Source organism: Microcoleus sp. w2-18bC1 (assembly GCF_036700365.1).
Lineage (GTDB): Bacteria > Cyanobacteriota > Cyanobacteriia > Cyanobacteriales > Microcoleaceae > Microcoleus.
The window spans coordinates 101,143-119,600 of record NZ_JAUBOS010000010.1 but is presented as its reverse complement, the minus strand read 5'-3'; the positions used below and the strand labels follow the sequence as shown (position 1 = coordinate 119,600).

13 protein-coding genes are annotated in these 18,458 nt (G+C 47.8%); 10 read left to right on the top strand and 3 right to left on the bottom strand.

Annotated features, from left to right (window positions below):
• Window positions 1-1,659: CHAT domain-containing protein (locus tag QT979_RS09175; protein ID WP_333309348.1), on the top strand; the 1,659-nt coding region annotated here is incomplete at its 5' end.
• A gap of 139 nt (window positions 1,660-1,798) precedes the next feature.
• Window positions 1,799-3,583, top strand: a complete 1,785-nt coding sequence (locus QT979_RS09170; RefSeq protein ID WP_333210294.1) for a GmrSD restriction endonuclease domain-containing protein — start codon at window positions 1,799-1,801, stop codon at window positions 3,581-3,583.
• A gap of 221 nt (window positions 3,584-3,804) precedes the next feature.
• Here the strand turns inward: QT979_RS09170 and QT979_RS09165 are convergent, their stop codons facing one another.
• Entirely contained in the window at window positions 3,805-4,701 is an 897-nt protein-coding gene (locus tag QT979_RS09165) for an Rpn family recombination-promoting nuclease/putative transposase (RefSeq protein ID WP_333210293.1), read from the bottom strand.
• A gap of 662 nt (window positions 4,702-5,363) precedes the next feature.
• Between QT979_RS09165 and ccsB the strand changes: the two genes are divergently transcribed.
• From ccsB to tilS, 3 genes are all read left to right on the top strand, one after another.
• A complete protein-coding gene (gene ccsB / locus QT979_RS09160) occupies window positions 5,364-6,434 on the top strand; it encodes a c-type cytochrome biogenesis protein CcsB (RefSeq protein WP_333210291.1) in 1,071 nt (356 codons plus the stop codon).
• Window positions 6,435-6,600: 166 nt separating this feature from the next.
• The gene (locus QT979_RS09155; RefSeq protein ID WP_333309345.1) at window positions 6,601-7,131 is read left to right on the top strand and encodes a KGK domain-containing protein; all 531 of its coding nucleotides are present in this window, start codon (window positions 6,601-6,603) and stop codon (window positions 7,129-7,131) included.
• 127 nt (window positions 7,132-7,258) lie between these two features.
• Window positions 7,259-8,404 carry a tRNA lysidine(34) synthetase TilS gene (gene tilS / locus QT979_RS09150; RefSeq protein WP_333210288.1) on the top strand — a complete coding sequence of 382 codons (1,146 nt, stop codon included), beginning with the start codon at window positions 7,259-7,261 and terminating at the stop codon, window positions 8,402-8,404.
• On the opposite strand, the gene hmpF is transcribed toward tilS, so the two are convergent.
• Window positions 8,401-10,146 (bottom strand): pilus motility taxis protein HmpF, encoded by a 1,746-nt coding sequence (gene hmpF, locus QT979_RS09145; RefSeq protein ID WP_333210287.1) that lies wholly within the window; start codon window positions 10,144-10,146, stop codon window positions 8,401-8,403. The genes tilS and hmpF overlap by 4 nt on opposite strands.
• Before the next feature lie 303 nt (window positions 10,147-10,449).
• Window positions 10,450-10,575 (bottom strand): hypothetical protein, encoded by a 126-nt coding sequence (locus tag QT979_RS09140; protein WP_333210285.1) that lies wholly within the window; start codon window positions 10,573-10,575, stop codon window positions 10,450-10,452.
• Between the two features lie 1,203 nt (window positions 10,576-11,778).
• Between QT979_RS09140 and QT979_RS09135 the strand changes: the two genes are divergently transcribed.
• The 5 genes from QT979_RS09135 to QT979_RS09115 all read left to right on the top strand — a co-directional run bounded on the left by QT979_RS09135 (window position 11,779) and on the right by QT979_RS09115 (window position 18,451).
• A complete protein-coding gene (locus QT979_RS09135; RefSeq protein WP_333210283.1) occupies window positions 11,779-13,017 on the top strand; it encodes a response regulator in 1,239 nt (412 codons plus the stop codon).
• Window positions 13,018-13,343: 326 nt separating this feature from the next.
• Entirely contained in the window at window positions 13,344-13,715 is a 372-nt protein-coding gene (locus QT979_RS09130; protein WP_333210282.1) for a hypothetical protein, read from the top strand.
• Entirely contained in the window at window positions 13,715-14,248 is a 534-nt protein-coding gene (locus QT979_RS09125) for a chemotaxis protein CheW (protein WP_039887356.1), read from the top strand. Before QT979_RS09130 ends, QT979_RS09125 begins: the two co-directional genes overlap by 1 nt.
• A gap of 147 nt (window positions 14,249-14,395) precedes the next feature.
• A complete protein-coding gene (locus QT979_RS09120) occupies window positions 14,396-17,491 on the top strand; it encodes a methyl-accepting chemotaxis protein (RefSeq protein WP_333210281.1) in 3,096 nt (1,031 codons plus the stop codon).
• 54 nt (window positions 17,492-17,545) lie between these two features.
• Window positions 17,546-18,451 carry an HNH endonuclease gene (locus QT979_RS09115; protein ID WP_333309342.1) on the top strand — a complete coding sequence of 302 codons (906 nt, stop codon included), beginning with the start codon at window positions 17,546-17,548 and terminating at the stop codon, window positions 18,449-18,451.
• The last annotated feature ends 7 nt before the right edge of the window (window positions 18,452-18,458 follow it).

Sequence of the window (18,458 nt, the reverse complement as noted above, 5' to 3'; positions counted from 1 at the left end):
TCAAATGTGCCACCAGCACCGACAATTACTCAAAATCCAGCACCAGTTTCAAATGTGCCACCAGCACCGACAATTACTCAAAATCCAGCACCAGTCTCAAATGTGTCACCAGCACCGACAATTACTCAAAATCCAGCACCAGTCTCAAATGTGTCACCAGCACCGAGAATTACTCAAAATCCAGTGGTTGCGCCTGCTGCTGCGCCGATAAATCTCGCACCGATACCGACACCGGAGCTCGCTGTCAACCAGCCACCCAGCACAAATCCTTTGTTTTCGCCCAGCTTGCAAGAGCAAAACCAGATATCTAATTCCTTGCAACAGCGCATTTCACCTCCCGCACTTGGGAATCTTGACGCTTCCAGGTTGCCAACTAACGTCGATGCCGTTATTTTTCCTGTGGAGGAGAGATTTACCAGGGAGTTTGCCGATTACCTAAGTTTGCCATCAACAAATGCGATCGCCACCCTAGAAGATGCCCAAAATACCCTTCGTGGCGTCCAACAAGCCACAGGCATCAAACCAGCTCTCATTTATATCAGCTTCTTACCCAAGGGTTCTACAGTTGATCGGCCTTACAGTAGTTCCCCCATCTTGCGCGTAGAACACCAAATTCAAGCCTCTGACGAACTGGAAATGATGGTGATCACCCCGGAAGGTGTGCCCGTTCGCCAGCGCATCCCTGGAACCTCTCGCGCCCAGGTAATGGAAGCTGTTCGGAAATTTCGCGATGAACTGACTAATCCGGTAAAGCGCAACACTAAAAGTTATTTGCCCTTGGCTCAGCAACTTTACCAGTGGATGGTAGCGCCGCTCGAAGCAGAACTGCAAGCCAAAGGCATTGAGAATTTATCTTTTATCTCAGATATGGGGTTGCGATCGATACCGATGGGTGCGCTGCACGACGGTAAAGGCTTTCTGGTAGAGCGTTACAGTGTTGGATCGATGCCGAGTCTGAGTTTGACAGATACCAGCGCCACCAATTTCAAAAATACCCAAGTTCTGGCAATGGGGGCGTCGCAATTTGCAGATATGAGTCCTTTGCCTGCGGCGGAAATAGAAGTATCGACCATCACCCCGCAGCAGTGGCCGGGCAAGTCTTTCTTGAATGAAGCTTTTACCCTCGCTAATTTGAAATCGCAGCGCCAGCAGTATCCTTTTGGAATGATTCACTTGGCTACTCACGCCGAATTTCGATCGGGAGATCCCAGCCACTCCTTTATTCAGTTGTGGGATACTAAACTGCGTTTGGATCAGTTACGACAAATGGGATGGCACAGCCCGCAAGTTGAAATGTTAGTTTTGAGTGCTTGCAGGACTGCTGTGGGCGATCGAGAGGCCGAGTTGGGCTTTGGCGGGTTAGCCGTGCAAGCCGGGGTTAAATCGGCTATGGCGACTCTTTGGTATGTCAGCGACGAGGGCAGTTTGGGGTTGATGTCGGAGTTTTACGGGCAGTTGAAAACTGCTCCGATTAAATCAGAAGCACTGCGACAAGCGCAATTAGCGATGTTGCGAGGAGAAGTGCGAATTGAAGGGGGGATGCTGCACACTTCTGTTGGCAATCTGCCGTTACCCCCGGAATTGGCAAACACGACGACTCAGAATTTCTCTCATCCTTATTATTGGTCTGCTTTTAGAATGATTGGTAATCCTTGGTAATAGGGTTTGTTTTAGTCGATCGATTGTTTGACTTTGCGGGCGATCGACTGTTAGCAACTTTTGCGCTGTAACTGTCGCATAATCTTCGAGCGACAGTATTATACTATTATAAAAATCTTGACTTATCGGGAGCGGGAGTATGAGCATTGTTCCACGCGGCATGACAGTCACTGAGGCTTATCGGCTTTATCGGTCAGGTAACTTATTGGTGAACAGAAAGTATCAAAGAAAATTAATTTGGTCGATTGACGAAAAAGAAAACCTGATGGGAAGCATTTTAAAGGGATACCCAATTCCTTTAATTCTCTTAGCTGAACGTCCTTTAATTCATGGAAGTGGCAAGTATGAAATCATAGATGGTATGCAGCGACTTAATGCTATTTGTGGTTTTATTGAAAATGTGTTTTCCTTTGATAACAGGTATTTCGATCTTAACGAGTTCTCCTATGCTAAACAATTAGCTGATGAGCAAGTATTTGATACTGTAGAAAATTTTTATCCTTTATCGAGAACAGAATGTGCCGACATTTTAGATTATCAGCTTGCAGTAACTATCTATAGCGCAATGGATGAAAGCGACATAACAGAGGTTTTTGGTAGAATAAATTCCGGTGGTAAACATTTAAGTAATCAAGAGAAACGACAAGCAGGTGTAACCACACCATTTGCAGAAGTGGTTCGTACAATTGCGATGAAGTTGCGCGGGGATGATAGTCCGAAAACGCTTCGCCTATTTGATATGCCGCAGGTTAGTATTGATTCCAAACCAAATAATCAAGGGTATGGCATTCAAGCAGAAGACACTTTGTGGTGCAAGCAAGGAATTCTTACAATATCTCAACTGCGTGACAGTAACGATGAAGATATGATCGCAGATATTTCAGCCTCGATATTACTTAATGAACCCCTCCCAAGAAGCAGAGAGAGGCTAGATAATCTGTACGATGAAGAGAGTAGTTACTTCCAGTCAATAGAGAATGCTCTAGCCATTTATGGCTCAAATAGACTAGAAGAAAATATTGTAAAAACTTTTTCCCTTCTGGCAGAAACTATTGAAACATATAGCCAGGGTAACAAGTGCTTGGTAAATATTGTAAACTCAGGCAGTAGTAATCCAATTCCCCAGGCATTTTATACAATTTTCATGGCTTTTTTTGAATTAGTAATTGAATCAGAGCTTCTACCTGCTAATCCTCAAGGGATTATGGAGGCACTCAAAAATCTTCAAAATAAGTTAGATCTAAGCCATCGCTATGCAAAGATACAAGATCGTCGAAATAATATTAATCAAACCAAGGGATTGATACAAGACTACTTCGCAAAGCAAGATTCATCAACTTCGGGATACGGTGCAGAGTTGATACAAAATTTCAAAAATTCCTTACTTCGTTCTCGTATAGAAACTGCCAAGTATGAGTGCAAGCAAGGTTTCCTCGATCTGTCACCAACAAGTAGAAAACTAAATGATGGTTTACCTCAGAGACTTGTTGAGACAATTTGCGGAATTGCCAACTCCGATCCCGACACTGATGGATATATTTTCATTGGAGTAGCTGACAAAAAGGAAGATGCCGAAAAAATTAAAATTTTAGATGCAATTAATCCTATTGAAATCAATGATAGATATGTTGTAGGAATTGATAGAGAAGCTAAGTTTTTAGGTAAAACACTAGAGGATCATGTTGGGATATTAATTAATGCAATCAAAAAATCTGCTTTGACTGACACATTAAAGACTCAGGTTCTGATGAAAATTGATACTATATTCTACAAGGGATTCTCTGTGATTATCATTAATATTCCATCTCAAAAAGCTATGTCATTTGTGGGTAAAAAAGCTTTTTTTAGAGAGAATTCTTCAACGGTAGAAGCTGAAGGACCAAAAGTACTTGCTGTTTCTGAACGTTTCAAAAAAAGTAGTTGACGAAGATTAAAAAAGTTCGATCGCCCAAAACATCTTCCACCATCATCAATCCGCTTCTAATCCGCCGGAATCATCCCCGATCGCACCCTGAACATCCTCTCAGCAACGGCGGATGCACCAAAAGAACCCCAAAACCCAGGAAGTAGAGGGGGGGTACGTTTGATTTGTTTGTGCGCGTAAATGGCGCGATCGCCCCCTCAAGTACAATTCCTAACCTCGTATCACTCTCCCTGCGGCAAATTCTCCAGCCAAACCTCTAAATCCTCGATCGACTGAAAATCTAACAATTCCTCTGCTAGAGTTTCAATTTGCTCGATCGACAAATCAGCAATTCTAGTGGTGATAGATTCCGGTAATGTTCCAACTCGCTGATTTAACAGACGGCGATTTAACTGACGTAAAATCAAGGCTCTTCCTTCTTGTTCGCGGCCTTGCACAATGCCTTGTTCAATGCCTTGTTCGATGCCTTCTTCCTTCGCTTCCCGATAAAACCGAGTTTCCTCAAGCGTAATCCCTAACATCGCCTCTGCCTCCCTTCGGTTCAAATTTGTAAACTTGTAAACCAGTATCGTCGTCAGCATATCTATTATGGCGCGACTCGCTGCCTCAGATTCCTCCCGCTGCGATCGCGCCAGCAACAATCGCGCCGCTTCCGGCGTACTCGCTTCGTCGATCGTCGTCAAAGCCATCAGCGCCACCCCCAGCGGCAACTGTTCAATATCCCCCAACTCATCCAAATATACGCGATGCACCTGATTGCAGTTCAAGAGATATCTATACGGATGCGTTTCAGATTGTTCAGTCGATCGACTCGGATAAATTACCACCGCTTCCCAATCTGTAAATCGCTGACGGTTGCGATAAAAATACAAAAACGACTCACCAAACAATCGCTCATACAACAATTCATCCCGCTGAAACTGCACCTCACAGAAATATACAAGTCCCGGCTCAGCATCCGGCGGCAAAAACACCCCATCAATTTCAAACTTCGGTTCCTTCACCGCCACGGAGTCAAATCGATACTGTTCCGCATTCGATGGTGACTCTTCCAATAGCTCAAACAGCAGCGTCGGAGCTTCTTGAAATAACTTGTAAAATATTGAATCTCGACGCATTAACCCAACATCTCCTCTAACCTATGCAACTGCTAGAACCCTCAGTCGATTTTAGATTTTAGATTTTAGATTTGACTCGGCTTGATAAATCTGGGAGGTTGAGCTTTAGTCTAAAATTTGGGGAGTATCCACAACGATTGTCGGGGGCTTCCGTTTTTTTGCTGGTTGCAAAAACAGCAAGTCGGTAATCAGCTCAATCAATTCTAAAGGATTCCAGATCGCCCCAGATCAAAAAACATCCTATATTTTCAGTCCTAGACGCACTCCCGACAAAGAAACCGGGTTTTTTACTTAATCTTCGAGTACGAACGAAGGATTTTCCTAAAAAAACCCGGTTTCTGGCCCCCCGCGCGTAAGTCCTAATTTTGTTAATCGGCGATCGAATTTCGCCCATCAGCATTCCGTGTTTCCTTACTGGGAACTCATCCAACCTCAAGCCCTCAGCCAGAATCAACAAGCGTGACTTGACGGGGTGACACTCGTCTGGTGGGTCAATAGTAGCTTGTTTGATGCGTCCGCGCGATCGCCCGCCCGTACCTCAACAACCGCCAATCACTCATAATTGCCACAAAAATTCAAAATCCCAAACCCAAAACTGCCCAACGCCAGTACGATCGATCTAGTTAGCAAAAATAAGTAAAAACACTACCGGAGTAATTTTTATGGATCTGGTCGTACTCCAGAACTGGCTGGACAACATCTCCTTTGCCGTTTTGTTCTCCACAATGCTCATTTACTGGGTTGGCGCAGCATTCCCCGGCATTCCCTACCTATCAGCCCTAGGAACCGCAGGAATGGCCGTCGCCAACCTCTCCATCGCCGCTTTACTCGGTTCTCGATGGATAGAAGCCGGCTACTTCCCCTTAAGCAATCTCTACGAATCCCTATTTTTCCTAGTTTGGGGAATCACCGCCATCCACCTAGTCGCGGAAAACATGAGTCGTTCCCGCTTAGTAGGAGTAGCCACATCCCCCGTAGCAATGGCAATATCCGCCTTTGCAGCCCTGACTCTGCCCGCCACCATGCAGTCTGCAGAGCCCCTAGTACCCGCCCTCAAATCAAACTGGCTGATGATGCACGTTAGCGTCATGATGCTCAGTTACTCAACTTTAATGGTAGGAGCGTTACTGGCGATCGCCTTTTTAATCGTCACCCGCGGCCAAAAAATCGAACTCACCGGTAGTTCCTTCGGCACCAACAGCAACCGCAACGGCAACTACCGCCTCCAACGCCCTCAAAACCCCGAACTTCAAAATGCAGAAACCAGCGCCGACAGCGCCTTAGTTTTCAGCGAACCCTCTTTCAACTCCAACAATAACGGTTTAGGCACCACCGCAGTGCTCGAATTAGCCACCGTTCAAACCGCATCAACCGCCCCAACTCAAACCGCAGAACTTCTATCGCCCCAGCGCTTGAATCTAGCAGAAACTCTTGATAACATTAGCTATCGCATCATCGGTTTAGGATTCCCTTTACTGACAGTTGGCATTATTGCCGGTGCGGTTTGGGCTAACGAAGCTTGGGGATCATACTGGAGTTGGGACCCGAAAGAAACTTGGGCACTAATTACTTGGTTGGTATTTGCTGCCTACCTGCACGCCCGCATTACTCGCGGCTGGCAGGGAAGACGCCCAGCAATTTTAGCCGCCACAGGTTTTGTGGTAGTTTGGATTTGCTATCTAGGCGTTAATCTGTTAGGCAAAGGTTTACATTCCTACGGTTGGTTTTTCTAATTCCTGATCCACCAATGGGCCACAGAAGAACAGGATAAGTCAAAGAATCGGGATTAATATCATCTCCGGTTGTAGGGTGGGCAATTCCCACCTTACTCAACCAGCGAGTTTCTAATAATCAACTCCCTCTTCCTTCTTCCCTTTTTTTACCAGATCGCGAAGTCGAATGGCCTTCTTCCTTCTTATAACTTCGCTCTTCCTCACATCCGTTACATCCGTTACAAAATCCGTTGCCGAACTTCCTTCCTTCATTAAAATAACGACAATTAATATGGACGAATCGCCAATATTTCCCCGAGAAGACGATGTGGTGTCTGCCCCTACCAGCGCTTTGATGTATCAATGTACATTCAAAGTCAGCGAATTTATGGCCATTATGCAGGCGAAATTGGTAGACGAAAAATTATTTTCAGATGGTCTGGATTGCGAGTTCTTAAGTGCTGGCAAAGATTGGACTAAAGGAAAACTTAGAATGCGTCTGGAGTTCATTCCGCTTGAAGCGGAAATTAAAGAACAAAAAGCCCTTCCTGCCGCTGCAGAAAGATCAGATACCGTGCAAAACTACGCCGTAGCTAGCTCAAATCAAACCAATATAGATGAGCCATTAAATCAATGTGACTCAACAGAAATAAGTAATCATTTTCCTATTTCAAGGTATCCCGACCGCGACCCCCAAAGTATAGGAATGTGGAGCTAAAAAGGCAAAAATTGAGAGATTGGGAGAGGGGGATGCTTCCCCTTCTTTGCTTAAAATCCCTCCGTTAAATCCCGGACACTGCTCGTTTCCTAACTTCCTGATTTTTGCTTAATGAAAAACTGCTCTCATGGCTGAATCTTCCAATTGGACGCACCTGCACGCTCAACTGCACAGGACGCTGCTATACAGACAAATATTGCCCTCAAATCAGCGATTGCTAGTAGCAGTATCCGGCGGACAAGATTCTCTGTGTTTAATTAAATTACTGCTAGATTTGCAGCCTAAATGGGGGTGGAACCTAGCTATTGTTCACTGCGATCATCGTTGGCGTTCTGACTCGCAAGCGTCGGCCAATCATGTAGAACAATTAGCTAAAAACTGGGGAATATCCTACTATTTGGAAACAGCCTCGGACATCCCCAAAACAGAAGCAGCGGCTAGACAGTGGAGATATCAAGCTTTAACCGAAATTGCGATCGCCCACAACTACCCCTACATTGTTACAGGCCACACAGCCAGCGATCGCGCCGAAACACTCCTCTACAACCTGATTCGCGGCAGTGGCGCCGATGGACTTTCCGCCCTCACCTGGAGGCGGCCCCTGCTCGATTTTGGATTGCCGATTTTAGATTTTAGACTGGGGAATTCCGGCGAAAATCCCAACTCCCAAATATCTGCCGATTTTAGATGGGAAAATCAGGATGACAATTCCCAATCGAAAATCCAAAATCTAAAATCTAAAATCTATTTAGTTCGTCCCTTGCTCGAAATAACTCGATCGCAAACAGGTCAATTTTGTCAAGAGCAAAAACTACCCATTTGGGAAGATTCCACAAATCAAGACTTGCAATATAGTCGCAACCGGATTCGATCGGAATTATTGCCTTATTTGGAAACTCATTTCAACCCAAAAGCCCAACAAGCCCTAGCTCAAACAGCCGAACTCCTCCGCGCCGATGTAGAATATCTCGAACTTGCAGCCAGCGACTTGCTAAAGCGAGCAATGTCTCCAATTGCAGACAGCCCCCAGGTGAATTTTCAACTTCCCGTCAAGTTAAATCGCCCGATTTTGCGGGAAGCACCCCTGGCACTACAGCGACGGGCAATGCGGCAACTACTGCAACAAATATTGCCATCGGCATCGAGTTTTGAAAGCGTAGAAAAACTAACCAGCTTAATCGTAGCGCCCAACCGATCGCAAACCGATCCATTTCCTGGAGGAGCGATCGGTCGAGTCGAACACCCTTCGATAATTTTAGATATTAAATTTTAAGCTGTGATCAAACCCGAAAGGACTTGTCGCAAATCGGAAACTACCCGATCTTGCTCCTCTCCTGTCTGCTGCACGCGATCGAGTTCCCCCGCCGCCGCTTCGAGCTTTTGGCGTAGCGCAGTCAAATTGTCCTGCACCGGCTGCAACATTTCTTGATAAACATTCACTCTGCCCCATAGTTGCGCCACTGCACCTTTCTGGTTGAACAAATTCTGCTCTAACTGCTTGAGTTCGTAGCGTTTCGCCTCACTTTCCCCATTTTGGCGGTTGACATTTGCCTCAATTTGGGATAAGGCTTCCCGCACCTGCTGAATTTCGTTTTCCAGTCTTTGCAATTCTTGGCTTTGCTGCTCCCGCTGAGTATTGAGCTGTGCGACAATAGGCCCCAAATCAATATCTCCTCGCTCTTGTTTTGGAGCATTAGCAGTACCCAGCCGCCGCCACAGCACCGCCTGATGCTGCTTTAAAACATCTTCCCGTTCCTGCAACCGGAGGCGCTGTCCCACCAGAGTTTCGTTTAACATCTGATAACTTTCGAGTTCATCTGCCATTTCATTTTCCAAAGCCATGCGATCGTACTCGCTAGCAGCTTGAATTTTCTCTTGCAGCTCCTCGATTGTCTCCCGCTGCAGAGTCAACTCCTCCTCTTGATCGTTAACAAACCGGAACACCTTTTCCAAATCCTGTTGCAGGTGTTGCACCAGCCCCTGTAACTCATCAACAGGCATCTTCTCCAAAGCTGACACATCTACTTTCTGCTCCGTACCCGCAGCACCCGAAGCAGATGCGAGACTGGAAACTTGCTGGTAAATATCCTCAACAGCCCGCACCTGCAAAGACACAGACCGAGCCTGGTCCTGCTTAGCGCTGAGGGTACTTTGCTGCCCTTTAAGCTCCGCCCGAGCCCCGGCCAAAGCTTCTTGAGATTGGTACCACTCTTGCCAGCGGTTTTGGAGGCTCTGATTTTGTCGATCGACCTCTTCTTGTTGCTGTTGAGCTATGCTTTGTTTTTGCTCCAACTGCTGCCAGTGCTGATCCAGAATTGCCTGCTGAGCGCCCACGGCACTAAAAGACTGATTCAGTTGTTCCCGCACCCCGTGGGCCGAAGCAATTGCCCCTCCCAGCTTCTGCATCAACTCCTGAATCCTCTGCGTCTGCTGCTCATCAACTACTGCCCCCTGCGGAACCTCAGACTGCTGCTGGGCCACCCGTTGCTGCTCGCCCCGTAACTGTTCCCAAGCCGTCTCAATTTCCACGCGACTGCGATCGACTTCTTCTCGCAATCGGTTAGCTTCATCTCTAGTATTTTCAATTTCCGAGCGCTGAGCTTCCAGCCGCTCCAACTCCTCTTCCATTTGAGCCAACTGCTCTTCGCGGGCTTGCATTTCCATTTCCCGGCGATTGAGTTCCTGACTCGAAAACGTCAGAGAAGCCTTCCACTGTTCAATTTCCTCTTCCTTATCCTTAAACTTGTCCTGCAATCGCGAGAAATTTTGCAGAATGCTCACCAACTGGCGGGCCGCCTCCTGAATCCGCTGCACTTGCTTGCTAGCGCTCAACTCAACCAGCACCAGCGTGCCGTCGTTAAACTTATTAGCTTCCTCAACTGGGATCCCGTCATCGCCTGGTACGGCGCTCCAGTTATGTTCGCCCCGCTGACAAGCTAGCAGTTTCAGTTCAGCCTTACCGCCACCGAGACCAAAGCCGCTTTTCTGTTTTTGTACTTCCGCTAGATACAGCACACTAATAGTCCTCTGCTTCGTAAAACCTATCCCAACTTACTTTAAGTTACTTAAAGGCTTAAAAGATAAGTGGTGTTTACTTCCTACGCTGTTGGGTAGACGGCTAATTCCAACATAAGTAGGCTATCCCCCTTAAGCCAAAGGTTCTTGACTAAACATAACACTGCGTGTGATCTTTAGTCAACTTACCTAAAGTAAACAAGTATAGGCAAGTAATGATAACTTTTTGCCACTTAAGTCTTACTTTTTGGTATCGTTTACCCAATCGGGGGATAGCATTTTTTTCTAACTTTTCTTCAGCACTCACGCATAGCACGCCCTCACGGGAGAACTTCCAGAAAGTACAGCCGCCGCCAGTTGTCTGGAGGAATGAGAGAGCAGTACCAATGCCGCTTGATTAAAGACTAGCAAAACTTCGGAGACTGCCATAGCCCAAACCTGAAAAAGGTCAGTCCTTGAACCTCCCTACCTCTAAAGCCGGGGGATTCTTGCCCACGTTCAAGACGACAACGGGACATTCAAATATCCCTCTACTCACTCAAAGAACTTTACTTCTCCAGGAGCGCAGACTTGCTGAGTTATTCATATTTTTAAGGTTGAACGTGACCTATGCTGCACTTATTTCCCCGTTAACTATTCCGAATTAATAGGATTAGTGCGTTGCCGGGGTTGCTCGCCCTCTTGGATATTTCAATGGGTTGAAAGTTATTCTTACTCTGGCGAATGGCTCTGGGCCAATTATACCACTCTGGTTTTAGCAACACAATCGTTTCACGAGACTTAAAAGTCCCTACCGACTGATCCCCAAGTCTAAATCCCCATGTCGTTAGCCCAGGGCTTGCCTCTGGCGTTTCGATCCAAAACTTTCTATTGATTTGACAAAGCTTTAGTTATGGGTCGATCGTGAGAAAAGCCGTTGCGGCCCCAAGCCGGCGCCGGGGTTCGGCGGACTAGGGATTTGAACCGCGCTGCCTTAGAATAGGGTAATGACGCGAGCCTATGACGCTCGCCGCGGGCGAGCAAAAAGGTCGATCGGCACTGAGGGTTTTCCTGACAATTGCCAACAAAGGTTCATTTTGACTGCACCTGATTTTAGGGCTGTGGCAAACCCAAAAAAAACCTCGATCGCAACTCATCCAACCCAACAGACTAGCCTCAAGTTCCCATAGGGGATCGATCGGCACTTGCTGCTGGTAGCAGCGGTAAAACCAGAGAATCCTCGGTATTTTGAAGTTGACCTACGCCAAGATGTGCTGGAGAAACTGACGGCATACTCAGGCAAAAACTTCAAAACTTTGGCGATCGAAGACTTGAACCAGTCGGGAATGCCAGTGTTGCACACTCGAAGAACCCGTGCAATCGTGCAATGTGGATTCTACGAGTTTAGGCAATGCCGTGGGAATACAATGTGAAACTCTACACTTAGAGAATGCCGCGAGTTTCGCGGTTTCAGCTTGTGGACTGGTAGCGCGGCCGAGGATCGGCAGCAAGTATCGCCCTTTCGTCAATGCCCAATTGTGAGATCGGCATCAGCGCGTAAATTATTGACGGAAACTAAAGTCAATCTTTTCGCCAGCACACAGTCTTTCCGAGCTCAGACGCCAACGGTTTTAAGGAGGATACTTTAGCTGCATGCAGGGAAATTTGAGTGAAATAGACATCCGCAGCATCCTGCAATTGATTGAGTTAGGTCAGCGAACCGGAGAACTGTTCGTAGAGGCCTACACCTCCACCGGCAGCAGCACGGGTACTCAACCTACCCCGCGCTCCCTTGCAGGACAATCCTGGTATGTCTTCTGCTTCAACGGTCAGATTATTTACGCTACCCAGAGTGCGGGCAGTTTGTTTCGGTTGCGCGACTACCTGCGCCGCTACAAAGCAGATACCGCCCTCGACAAAATCCAAGTTCCCTATATGGCATCTACCAATGCCCCAGAATACGGCTACCTATGGGCCCTGCTAGAAAACCACATCCTCACCCCAGCTCAAGGGCGCAACATCATCCAGAGCATGATCCACGAAACCCTATTTGACTTGCTCAGTCTCCACCAGGGTTCCTTCACTTTTGAAATGGGCCCAGCTTTGGCTCCTCAACTGACCAGCTTAGAAATTAGCTCCCTGCTGGCCAAGATTGTCAAACAGGTGCAGCAGTGGAAGCAGTTTCACCCTCACATTCAGTCGCCCAACCAATGTCCGGTGATTTCAGACCCCTCCGAGCTGCGAGTCGCGCTGCCTGTCAATACCTTTAATACTCTCCGACGCTGGGCCGATGGGCACACTTCGATCCGCCAAATGGCGCGCTACCTCAACCGAGACGTGCTCACTGTCGCTAAGGCGATTTACCCCTTTGTGCAGCAGGGATTGGTGCAAGTATTTTACGAACCCTCTGTTGCCCCGGCCAACAATAAAAAAGAATGGTCATCCCCAGAAACCAAGGTTCCGAGAGTTGTCTGTATTGACGACGACAATACTATTCGCAAAACAGTCGAGTCAATTTTAAATGAACACGGTTACGAAGCTACTACGATCGGCAATCCCCTCCAAGCCCTGAGTTTGGTGTTTCCACTCAAACCCGATTTAATTCTGTGTGATATCGCCATGCCGGAACTCGACGGCTACGAAATTTGCGCTATGCTGCGTAGTTCGAGCGCTTTCCGGCAGACGCCGATCGTGATGCTGACGGGCATCGACGGATTTATCGACCGCGTTAAAGCCCGCATGGCCGGAGCTACAGACTTTTACACCAAACCTTTTGGTGAAAGCGAGTTATTGATGCTGGTAGAAAAATATGTGGGTCCGGGCTACCCTCGGGTCAATCTCTCAGAAAGATTATTAGACCGATCGCTAGAAGACCAATTAGAAGAAAAATAACTTTCGCACCGATGGCAGGATGGGAGCTTTTTTGTACCTGCGGTTAGCTCAAGTCTCGGTCACCACAAAGAGAAAGCTGGGGGTACTATTGGCGATCGCACCATAAACTAGAATGTATTAATCCGCGCCCTGGCATAAGGGCGTCGGTAAAACTCTGTTCAATTTCTAGACCCAAGTGGTCTAACACGCTCAAAGTGCAAATATAATATACTTGTTCTCCACTTGTAGCCGCTCCGAAAAACTGATGTACAGAGCTACTTATTGCTAGGTATTTCTGTACAAAGTCAGAGAGTGCAATTGTCAGTCTTAAGTGACTCCGTTCATGATTGTCGCGACACCAGCCATGTCAACAACTCCTCGCTAATCCGAGTATCGGTTTAGCATTCATCGCAGAAATTACCCAGAGTTTTACCAATGGAGACGGCGGTGGGATTACAAAGTCAAGCTCTAGGGGTTTCAAATTAATTGTTCGTACTCTATTTGAGCTAATTTGTAAGCATTGGTCGCGCGAATTTATTGATGGCAGTCAATTATTGACGGAACAAATTTATTGCCAAGTACCTCCGGCAGTAGCGCCATTCACCCCTTGGCTGTGTCAAGCTTGGCTGTGTCAAGTTTCGACCATCGAAGTTTCGATCAAGTTTTTCTTGGCGGGAAACCTCAACAATTTGCTAGAAATGCAGGTGTCAGAATTATGATTAGCGGTAGCCCAGACTTTATATTACCAGGACTAGGTGTAGATCCGGCTCCGGAATTCCAAGAACTAGAAACTCCCGAAGGCGAGCTGCACCTGCGGTTCTACGTTCCTTCGGGGAACGAGTTCGCTCTGCCGGCGACAGGGATTAGAGAGGTACTATCCCCTTCCCCAGACCGCATGACACCGATCCCCAACGTTTCCTCTTTGCTTTTAGGTACGCTAAATATGAGAGGACGAGTGATTTGGGTGGCAGACCTCGGCCAATTTCTGGGAGACCAAACACCTCTGAACACAGATAGACCCGAAATCCCGATCGTGGCTGTGGAAGACCAAGACACGATTTTGGGGCTGGCAGTCGATCGAATTGTGGGGATGGACTGGCTCGACGTAGAGCAACTGCACTCTCAGAACAATGCACCAGACGGCATGATTCCATTTCTGAGGGGAGAATGGATGTTAGGTGCACCAGCTCAGAAAGTGCTCCGACTGCTAGATCAAGTGAAAATTCTGCGCTCGGCGCGGTGGGCAGCGTGAAATCGATTTTAGATTTGCGATTTGCGATTTTCGATTGAGGTCTAACCATCAACAGTCACACGACTTGAGGCGCGCATCTAAACATTCAATTCAAGATAAAAATCAAAAATCTCAAATCTAAAATCTAAAATCCAAAGAGGGCGGCAAATGGCAACAAGTACCAACTTTCAGCAGGACTACCAACGGGCAGAAGCGGCCTACATGGATGGCAATTATTCAGAAGCCGCAGCCCTAGTTTATCAATTAGTAGAAGATTTTCCCGAAGACCCCAGCGCTCGCCTGCTGTGCGGACACATTTACTGCTACGGACTGCAACAGTATGAGGTGGCGCGGGAACAGTACACGGTTGTGCTAGGCCTGAGTGATGACCAGAGTTTGGTGGAACACGCTCACAGCGGAATTACCTACACTGACCAATTTTTATCTGGAGAGCTGCAAACGGAAAATTTCGAGGCTTTGTCTGCTGAAACGGAATTAGAATTTTATCCAGACTTATCTATTGATGAAGGTTTAGAAGACCCGGATTTAGGACTTTTCCAAGGAAATTCACCATCCCTTTCCTATAGAAGTCAATCCCCAGACGACATGGAAAACGAGGACTTGGCTGACTTGGGGATGAGTGGCTTGGGGTGGGAACCAGAAGACGACGATGGCGCAGGCTCAGTCCCAGATTTAGCCTCACATTCTAACCCCTTTGGTGGCGACAGCGGCGGAATGGCAGCTTATGCTGAGAACTCCGGCTCCCTAGAGATAGACGAATTTGCCGACTCGGACTTTGGAGACCCTTTTGCCTTAGATGATGGAGGGTTTGATGCTGCTGACTTGTCTAGCAGCAAAGTGTCTGGTTCAAGCGCACCTTACTCAGGAGATTCGTTTTCCGAAGCTCCGACTCAGATGCTCAACGGTCAAAGTTTTGCCTCTTCAGAAGTCGGGAATTCCTTCGACTCGAACCCACTAGACTCCCCCATCGCGCCCTCGGACAATTTGGGCGAACCTTTTGCTGCGCTCGATTTGCCAGACGAATTCGACGATAACTCCGACTACGACTACCAATCCCCGCCCCAGAGTGGTCAAAATTACGGTCATAACGCACCCTATGCCGAAGAAGAGGAAGACCCTTTTGCCGAGGCGATGCCCTCGTCGGGTTTGGGGTCTTCTCGATCTCAAAACAAACAGCCGAATAACGGGTCGGACTACTCGTCAAACTATTCGCTGGCGGAAGACGAAACGCTGTTGATGGGAGGTGCTGTCCCCAACTCTCAAAGTCAAAGGTCGAGCCGGGGACAATTTAATTCAGTCGATCGAGCTTCCGCCAACAGCAACGGTTACAGCGACTCGGAACCCCCGGCATTTAGCTCTAGAGACAACTTCGAGTTAGATGCTTTTGAAGACGACGCTTTTAGCGATTCTTTCTCTTTCGACGAAAACGAACAAGCGACAGCTTTCGGGGCGTCCGACAAGAACAACAGCGCCTGGTCGTCAAAAACTGGGAACGCTCAAGAACACAGCGACTTTTTAGACGAATTTGACGAATTTGACGATTTGGGAAATTTGCCTGACTTTGATATCTCAGAAGATGCCAGCAGTTCGATATTGACTAGAGGTAACACCAATTTCGGCAACTCGACCAGCGGCATGATGGGAACGACAGGCAGCAGCCTGGACTTTGACAACAGCGATGGCTCAGCAATTCGGGATGACGAAATATTTAGCATAAGCGGCCCGGCTGATGCGTCTGTGTCGAGTTTTTCTCCCACCGAAACAGAAGCAGTCGATACTTCGGTAACAGTAGAACAGGGGGGACTGGCTTTCTTGGAAAATGCCCCTTTGTTTACAAAACAGTTGTACACGGCAATCGGGGCGGGACTGGTTTCTCTGGTAGCTGTGGCTTTCGTCACCAACATTGCCTCCTATCAAGCTCTGCGGCAAGACAAACCGGAGGCGATCGTTTACCTGCGCCAAACAGGCTGGGTAATGACCGCAGCCGCAGGCTTTACCAGCTTTTTAACTTCTTGGGGCATCGGCCAGTTGATCGCCAAGCAGGTACGCAAGTCGTCGGATAATTTGCAAGCTCAGTTCGATGCCGTATCTCAAGGAACTTTGGACGCTCGCGCTACGGTTTACTCGGAAGATGAATTTGGCAAAATGGCTGCTAAATTCAACCACATGGCGAAGGTCATCCAAACCACGATTAGCGATACCAGGCGCAAGTCTGACGAGCAGGAACAGGCAAAAGAAGACTTGCAGCGCCAAGTGATTCGCTTGCTAGACGACGTGGAAGGAGCGGCCCGGGGTGACTTGACGGTGACGGCAGAAGTGACCGCAGACGTTTTGGGTGCTGTTGCTGACTCGTTTAACTTGACAATTCAAAATCTGCGCGAAATTGTCCATCAGGTGAAGCAGGCGGCTCGGGAGGTCAGCAAAGGCGCTACGGATAGTGCCAAGTTTGCGGGCGATTTGTCTTCCGATGCGCTGCGGCAAGCTGAGGAACTGGCGGCAACGCTGAATTCCGTGCAAGTCCTCACCGATGCGATTCAGCGGGTCGCAGAGAGCGCTAGAGAGGCGGAAGAAGTGGCCAGGGGCGCGGCGGCAACGGCTCTGAAAGGGGGCGAGGCTGTGGAGCGGACGGTGGCCGGGATTTTGGAAATTCGCGAAACAGTAGCAGAAACCACGAGAAAAGTCAAGAGGTTGGCGGAAGCTTCTCAAGAAATTTCTAAGATTGTGGCTTTAATTGCGACGATCGCCTCCCGGACGAATTTGTTGGCCCTCAACGCCAGTATTGAGGCGGCGAGAGCTGGGGAAGCGGGCAGGGGTTTCGCGATCGTGGCAGATGAGGTGCGACAATTGGCAGACCGATCGGCTAAGTCTTTGAAAGAAATCGAACAGATCGTGATGCAAATTCAAAGCGAAACCGGCGCGGTAATGACGGCGATGGAAGAAGGGACGCAGCAGGTTATTGAGGGGACAAGATTGGCAGAACAGGCGAAGCGATCGCTTGAAGATATCATTCAAGTAACTAACCGAATTGACGTGTTAGTGCGATCGATTACTGCCGACACAGTAGAGCAAAACGAAACAGCTCGCGCAGTCGCCAGTGTGATGCAAGCAGTCGAGCTAACTGCTCAGGAAACCTCCCAAGAAGCGCAGCGAGTTTCGGGTGCTTTGCAAAATTTGGTGGGCGTTGCTCGCGACCTTTTGACATCGGTGGAAAGATTCCGAGTAGAAACAGCAGAAAGGCAGTAATCAATTGTCTAATGCTTTTTTTGCTGGCTGATTTACAAGCACGTTAGTGTGGCAATGATGACAGACAAAAAGCAACCTCGCAGTCTTGAAACCGCTGCGGGGATGCCAATCCAACACCTAAACAAAGTAGGAGTTGCACAGATGGACGATAACATAGTAGAGGTAATACCGGGCATCTTTGGTGAAGTTCAGCCGACGGGCTGTATTATCTCTACCCTAACCAAATCTAGCAGTGGCTATGCCAATAAAAGACTTCGCATTAACGGTGAATCGAAAACGTTTACTGTCCACCGTTTAGTATTAGAAAATATCTTAGGTCGTCCGATTAGACCGGAATACTTTGCTTGCCACACTTGTGATGTCCGCAACTGCATTAATCCAAACCATTTATGGGAAGGTTCTAGACTGGAAAATTCTCAAGATAGGTTTAAGAAAGGACGAATTAAAGATGTAGAAAGTACATCTGCGCCGAAACCTCAAAAACAAGTGCGAGGCATAGAAGTAATTCCAGGCATTCGGGCCCAAATACAGCCGAACGGCTGCATGGTTTGTACCTTGGCTAAAAGAAGTGATGGTTACTCGGTGAAAACTATCAAGATTAATGGGAAAAATCAAAGTTTCTATCCCCACAGGCTGGTACTGGAACACAAACTGGGAAGGCCTGTCAAACCCGGTTATTTTGCTTGCCACAGTTGCGACGATCGCGGTTGTGTCAATCCAGACCATTTGTGGGAAGGAACCCCCGCCGATAACTCCCGCGATGCTATAGAAAAAAACCGCTTTCCTTTCGTTCCCGGCAAGATATCTGTCCACCGCAAACTCCAACCCGAACAGGTGCGGGAGATTCGCTATCTTTTAAGTGAGGGCATATCGAAAAGAAAAATAGCCAGGACATTTGCCATATCTCGCAGTCAGATTATTCTCTTGGCAAGGGGCGAGATATACAGAGACCTTCTCTAGAATTACT

Bases quoted from the DNA above. Each gene is read 5' to 3' on its own strand.
- QT979_RS09170 (WP_333210294.1), top strand. From the start codon at position 1,799: ATGAGCATTGTTCCACGCGGCATGACAGTCACTGAGGCTTATCGGCTT.
- QT979_RS09115 (WP_333309342.1), top strand. From the start codon at position 17,546: ATGATGACAGACAAAAAGCAACCTCGCAGTCTTGAAACCGCTGCGGGG.
- QT979_RS09135 (WP_333210283.1), top strand. From the start codon at position 11,779: ATGCAGGGAAATTTGAGTGAAATAGACATCCGCAGCATCCTGCAATTG.
- QT979_RS09140 (WP_333210285.1), bottom strand. From the start codon at position 10,575: ATGGCAGTCTCCGAAGTTTTGCTAGTCTTTAATCAAGCGGCATTGGTA.
- ccsB (WP_333210291.1), top strand. From the start codon at position 5,364: ATGGATCTGGTCGTACTCCAGAACTGGCTGGACAACATCTCCTTTGCC.
- tilS (WP_333210288.1), top strand. From the start codon at position 7,259: ATGGCTGAATCTTCCAATTGGACGCACCTGCACGCTCAACTGCACAGG.
- QT979_RS09120 (WP_333210281.1), top strand. From the start codon at position 14,396: ATGGCAACAAGTACCAACTTTCAGCAGGACTACCAACGGGCAGAAGCG.
- QT979_RS09165 (WP_333210293.1), bottom strand. From the start codon at position 4,701: ATGCGTCGAGATTCAATATTTTACAAGTTATTTCAAGAAGCTCCGACG.
- QT979_RS09155 (WP_333309345.1), top strand. From the start codon at position 6,601: ATGGCCTTCTTCCTTCTTATAACTTCGCTCTTCCTCACATCCGTTACA.